Source organism: Rhodopirellula maiorica SM1 (assembly GCF_000346295.1).
In the GTDB taxonomy this organism is placed as follows: domain Bacteria; phylum Planctomycetota; class Planctomycetia; order Pirellulales; family Pirellulaceae; genus Novipirellula; species Novipirellula maiorica.
Window position 1 is genome coordinate 1 of the sequence record NZ_ANOG01000495.1, and the last position, 5,500, is coordinate 5,500.

A 5,500-nucleotide genomic window follows, 5' to 3' on the forward strand; every position below is an offset into this window, starting at 1 on the left:
GTTAAAAGTCGATGGCATTGGATTGATGGTCGCCGCAATTTAGCAATATTGGAGAGCGATTGGCAGAAGACTCCTTTTCAGTTTGCCCTCTGCAAAGAAAATCCTTGCGTTAGAATAGACCGACACGCACGCTCTGAGGTGTGTGATCGATGACTGCTGTTCCCTCTTACTCACTGCTGGTACCCACCGTTGGATCTTCCCGTCATTCCGTCTTCGGCTAATCCCGGAACCGCAGCCCAAAATTCCGGCGGCGATGTCGATCAACGCATCCATCTGCTGGATCTCGATGTTGATCAGCTACGAAGCTGGCTCGTCGAGCAAGGCCAGCAGGGGTTCCGTGCTAAACAGATCTGGAATTGGATCTACCAGCGTCGTGCGTCGACGTTTGCCGAGATGACCGATCTGCCGAAGAAGCTTCGCGAGCAGCTTGAACAGCATTTCGTGATCTTTCGCGCCAGCGAGGTGGATGCGGTGTGTTCGTCCGATGGCACCGACAAACTGCTGGTGCGTCTGTTTGACGGCGGCGAAGTTGAATGTGTGCTGCTTCGCGATGGCATTCGCCGCAGCATTTGTGTCAGCAGCCAGGTTGGCTGTGCGATGGGGTGCGTGTTTTGCGCCAGCGGACTTGACGGCGTGGACCGCAATCTGACGCGAGGCGAAATATTGGAACAGATGCTGCGTCTGCAGTCGCGTCTGGACGAGGACGAACGGCTTAGCCACATCGTGATGATGGGGATGGGCGAACCGCTGGCGAACCTGGATCGAGTGTTGCCGGCGCTCGATGAGGCACGCAGCCCCGAAGGTCTGGGGATCAGTCCGCGGCGGATCACGATCAGCACCGTGGGGCTTCCTCCGGCGATCGATCGGCTGTCCAAACACGGCGTGCCCTACAACTTGGCGGTCTCTCTGCATGCCCCCAACAATGAACTGAGGACGCAGTTGGTGCCTGTGAACAAGCGAATCGGCATCAAAGCGGTGTTGGATGCGGCGGATCGCTATTTCGAAGCAAACGGACGTCGGTTGACATTCGAATATGTCTTGCTCGGAGGATTGAACGACTCCGATGCGTGCGCGCGTCAATTGTTGGGAATCCTTCGCCGACGCAACGTGATGTTAAACGTGATCCCCTACAACCCCGTCGCGGGATTGCCCTACGAGACGCCGTCCGCCAAAGCGATTGCCGATTTTAAAGACATTTTGGTTTCCGGCGGCGTCAACGTGATGTTCCGGCAACGCAAAGGCAGCGAGATTGACGCCGCCTGTGGCCAATTACGCCGCAACCGTCAATCGGTCTAAACCGCGTCTGCCATCTGTCTGTTTGCCTGTCGGCCGCATTCGGCGATCAGGGGCGTGTGGGGCATTACGTTTGCAACTCGCCTGCTGCTTGCATAATCCGCATATCCGGTACGCGTTACCGAGATGCATCCTCGCATCCGGTCGGCCGACATTATTTTATCGGCATTGCTTTCAATTTGTGCAAAACTTTTGAAACAAAGCTTTGCACGAAATCGTCAGCGCGGGGGCGGTGGTGATGGGGGACGCAAAGCTGTCCGATATCCCACCTAACGAGCATTCTGCCATGAAACGTATTGCCGCTGTCTTGTTTGTTGTTGTCGCTGCGAACACCTCTGTTTCCGCACGTAGCCCCTTTCAATTGTTCCGTTCGTCGACTCCATCGCGACCGGCGCCAACGGCCAATCCGCACCGTCTGAGCACCGAAAATCCGCTCAGCATGAGTGACGAGCAACTCGAGAAAACCTATGGGCCGAGCATTCTCGTGCGTGACGTCCAAGTCACCGAGAAAGCAAAAGCTGACACGTCCACTCGGTTTGTCACCCAACCCGCCGAAGATCAATAATCCGCCGCAGCGTCGGTCTTCCCGTTTTCCTCAAAAGTAACGTTCGATGTACAAGCAATCTTTGATCGCAATCGTCTTGGTCGCTTCGACGCTGAGTAGCGCCAGCGGACAAAACCACACACACCGTCGCCGAGGCGTCATTTTGGGCGGGCTCGCCGGCGCCGCGATTGGTGCTGCGATTGGCGACAAAGGAAACAACGAGACGACGGGGGCCTTGATCGGGGGTGCCGTCGGCGCGATCGCCGGTGGAACGATCGGTAACGAAAAGGATGCTCGAATCGAGCACAACCGAATCTATCACTCCGCTCCGCCACAGCACGTGCATTCGTACCCGACGTACACCGCACCGGTCTATCCTCATTCAGGCCATCCGCCGTACCCATCCCCTTCGCCGTATCCCGGGCACGCGGGCTTTGATGTCCCGCCGCCAGGGACGATCTATCAAAATCGGCCTGATTGGCAGGCGGACTCCCATTACATGGGCCCGTTGTCGCCACTTGATGTGGTCTCAATGAAACGTCGCGGATTTTCGGATGCGTCCGTGGTCAAACGTCTGCAAACCTATGGCATCACGATGCCGCTGAGTGTACGAGACATCATCGGGATGCACGACCAAGGCGTGTCCGAGTACGTCATCGATGCGATGCAAGTCGCGCCGGTGATGCAATCGGCCCCGCTGAGTTCGCCCATGCTGCACGGTCCTCAGTAACCAACGGCGTGGTGCTCGCTGCACATGCCCAGGTCGATTTACTTTTCGTAGTGGGACTCGCCAGAGTTCCTGCTTCTCGTAGTAGGACTCGCCAGAATTCCTGCCAATACGATTACTTTTCCGTAGTGGGACTCGCCAGAGTTCCTGGTCGTTCAACTGCAAATACGGGGATTCTGGCGAATCCCACTACTCGAATATCACCCGTCTGGTGCCAAAGTGCAACGGCTTTTATCACGTTTCGTTGCCGGTCACCAAGCGTGACGGCAAATGGGTGGCGGAATTCAGCCAATGCAGTTTCCATGCGTGGCCGTCGTATTCCAGTCGGGTGATTCCTGTATTGACCAATGCGCCCATCTTTTCGACATCGGTGACATCGGAAAGCATTTTCGCTAACAAGCATCGCTTAAAGTCCGCATGGATGACGGCGACGATGGTTTTACCGCTAGCTCCAAATGACTGAATCAACCGCTCGATGACGACGCCGGCTCGCGTGTGCGCCTGGTCATCGGTTTCGCGTCGGTTCCCGGCCCACCAGCCTGCACTGGTGATCGTTTCATCGATGATACAATCGTGAGGCAAAGCGGAAAATTCTTTTTCGATGCTTTCGCGTCCCATGCCTGGTCCCCCTTCGGTTGCATCGGGACCATGGCCACGAAAACAGCCGCCGCGTTCAAAGACGTTGTGCCAAACGTGAACCCGCTGCGGCGATTGATCGACGATGAATCGAGTGGTTTGGATCGAGCGACGAAACGGGCTTGTGATCAGCGTGTCGATCGTCAGCGTGCTGGTCCACTTGGCAAGGTATTCGGATTGCAACCGGCCACGCGATGTGATTGCCGGATCCTCAATCCGTTGGTAGGCCGGCATCGCATTGTTTTCGCTTTCCGCATGTCGAATCAGATAAAGTTGCATTGTCTAATTTAAGTGTCCGTGCTTGCTGCCAAGTTCTCGATGCGGCCCAAGCCACACGATCACAGGCATTTCGAATAAATTGCGAGGTGTATTAAATTGCGAAGTGTACTGAATTGCGAGGTGAATTGATTTGCAAAGTGAAATGCCGCTGTCGTTCGCCCCAGCCACCACAATTTTAAGGATCGCAACCCAGGTCGTGTCGGCGGATCCCCCTAGGCCTTGGGGATGTGTTGGGTCTGCTGGCGAAACTGAGACGGCGTCACGCCAGTCGCCGCGCGGAACGCTCGGGTAAAGGCACTCTGGTCATAAAATCCGCTCGAAAACGATATGTCGGCAATCGTCTTGTCGGTGTCTAGCAGTAATCTTGATGCCGTCGCGACACGTGTTTGACGGATAAATTGACTGGGGGTCAGGCCGAATAGTCGTTTGGTTAGCCGAGCCAAACGTTGCAGCGACATGTTCGCGCGGTCCGCTAACATCGAGGGGGTGCTGATCTCGATTGGGTTTTGTTCAAAGTACTCCAGCGCGAGTGCGAATTCATTGGGAATGATATCGGTTTCGACCGGCACACGGACGTCGCGTGAAAAACCTACCAGGCCGATGATTCGATCCTCGGGGGTGATGATCGGCAGCTTCGTGGTCAGACACCAAACAGGCTTGTGAGGACGATGCCATTGCATCTCCAGGTGACCCACCAGAGCGCGGCCGGTGCGCAACACCTTGGCGTCTTGTTCGGCGGGGACTTGACCAAAGTCGCCGGGGCAAATTTCCGAGGGGCGTTTGCCAATCGCATCGGCCGCACGTTTCAATCCATGCCGTTTCGCCAGCGATTCATTGACGCACACGTATTGTCCGTGTTCGTTCTTCACAAAAAACGCGACATCGTCTGCTTGATCGAAAAGCTGGCCTAGCAAACCTACATCGATGCTGGTGAGCTGTGTTGCAGCGAATTCCGCCGTCTGTTTTAACCAAGTGTTCATCGTTGTCAGTCCTTGCCCAGAGCGTCCACGAAGAGGGGGGCGGCCAATTCGTGGCGATGAAGATTCGCTACCGTAACACCGAAAGAAAGCATGTGAACATTCAAGTATGAATTCCCTCGGGGGTCAGCGTTTGCTTTCGTTGTGCCGTCTAACAGATTTCGAATAACCGAAAATACCCCCACAGTACGAGCCAAGAATCGGGGAATGTTCGTTTGGGAAAACATCGTTGTATTGCGGCTAAGTCGAATGAAGAGATACGTGAATCATAGCATCGCAATTGATCGCAAGGGCGAATCAATGGTTGAATTAAAACTGCATAGTCCACTCGCCTGCCTGCTTCCACCTTAATGAAATTGCTTGCCGGCACCCATGTTGGACCTCGTGTCGCAAACTCGTGTCGCAAATCCGTATCGGCGTGTCGCAAATTGTTAGTCTGTTCGGCTCCAACGAGCAGCCCATGTGATGGATCGCTCCGTAGTCCCACCCCCCTGGATCGGCGGCGATTAATAGCAGAGAAGTGACCGTTTACCATCTGTTTCTGAGTGAATCGAGGCCGCTACGACCGCCGATGGTAATTGCTTGGCTGCAATTGTGCGCATATTTATCGAGTCGCAATCATTTCGTCCAATGATCAGGACTTGCACTTCACTACGATCGATTCGTCAGCATCGCCGCGATCGAACGTGACGACGACGTGAAAACTTTTTTCCTTCCTCTTCGATTCTCTATCCCCAAGATCGACCTAATCTCATGAAGCTGACATTGAACCTAGTGCTGTTCATCATTGTGGCATCCACCTGCGGCGGTTTCGCGAACAAGCAGTTCGCCAGCGAACTGCCAAACGTGGTCGTTATCCTGGCCGACGATTTGGGATATGGCGATGTGGGATGTTACAACCCCGAATCGAAGATTCCTACGCCGAACCTTGATCGTTTCGCAAGCGAAGGGATGCGATTCACCGATGCACATAGCCCTTGCACCGTATGCACTCCGACACGCTACAGTTTGCTGACCGGCCAGATGGCGTTTCGGATTCCCAAC

At 54.9% G+C, this 5,500-nt stretch carries 6 protein-coding genes; 4 read left to right on the forward strand and 2 right to left on the reverse strand.

Annotated elements, in window-relative coordinates; translation table 11 throughout:
• Positions 1-189: 189 nt before the first annotated feature.
• The 3 genes from rlmN (at position 190) to RMSM_RS36960 (ending at position 2,567) form a co-directional block, all read left to right on the forward strand.
• Positions 190-1,296, forward strand: coding sequence for a dual-specificity RNA methyltransferase RlmN (rlmN, locus tag RMSM_RS15725; protein WP_008698019.1), 1,107 nt, complete (start codon positions 190-192; stop codon positions 1,294-1,296).
• 283 nt (positions 1,297-1,579) lie between these two features.
• Positions 1,580-1,858: a hypothetical protein gene (locus RMSM_RS15730; RefSeq protein WP_144057680.1), complete on the forward strand. Its 279-nt coding sequence runs from the start codon at positions 1,580-1,582 to the stop codon at positions 1,856-1,858.
• A 46-nt stretch (positions 1,859-1,904) separates the two neighbouring features.
• The gene (locus RMSM_RS36960; protein WP_008698022.1) at positions 1,905-2,567 is read left to right on the forward strand and encodes a glycine zipper domain-containing protein; all 663 of its coding nucleotides are present in this window, start codon (positions 1,905-1,907) and stop codon (positions 2,565-2,567) included.
• Between the two features lie 231 nt (positions 2,568-2,798).
• On the opposite strand, the gene RMSM_RS15740 is transcribed toward RMSM_RS36960, so the two are convergent.
• Positions 2,799-3,479 carry a histidine phosphatase family protein gene (locus RMSM_RS15740; protein WP_008698023.1) on the reverse strand — a complete coding sequence of 227 codons (681 nt, stop codon included), beginning with the start codon at positions 3,477-3,479 and terminating at the stop codon, positions 2,799-2,801.
• 212 nt (positions 3,480-3,691) lie between these two features.
• Entirely contained in the window at positions 3,692-4,459 is a 768-nt protein-coding gene (locus RMSM_RS15745) for an AraC family transcriptional regulator (RefSeq protein ID WP_008698026.1), read from the reverse strand.
• Between the two features lie 750 nt (positions 4,460-5,209).
• On the opposite strand from RMSM_RS15745, the gene RMSM_RS15750 reads away from it, so the two are divergent.
• Positions 5,210-5,500, forward strand: a 291-nt coding sequence (locus RMSM_RS15750) for a sulfatase-like hydrolase/transferase (RefSeq protein WP_008698029.1), incomplete at its 3' end; no start/stop codon positions are given.

Excerpts from the sequence above, each read along its gene's own strand:
- RMSM_RS15740 (WP_008698023.1), bottom strand. The coding sequence starts at position 3,479 with ATGCAACTTTATCTGATTCGACATGCGGAAAGCGAAAACAATGCGATG.
- RMSM_RS15745 (WP_008698026.1), bottom strand. The coding sequence starts at position 4,459 with ATGAACACTTGGTTAAAACAGACGGCGGAATTCGCTGCAACACAGCTC.
- RMSM_RS15730 (WP_144057680.1), top strand. The coding sequence starts at position 1,580 with ATGAAACGTATTGCCGCTGTCTTGTTTGTTGTTGTCGCTGCGAACACC.
- RMSM_RS36960 (WP_008698022.1), top strand. The coding sequence starts at position 1,905 with ATGTACAAGCAATCTTTGATCGCAATCGTCTTGGTCGCTTCGACGCTG.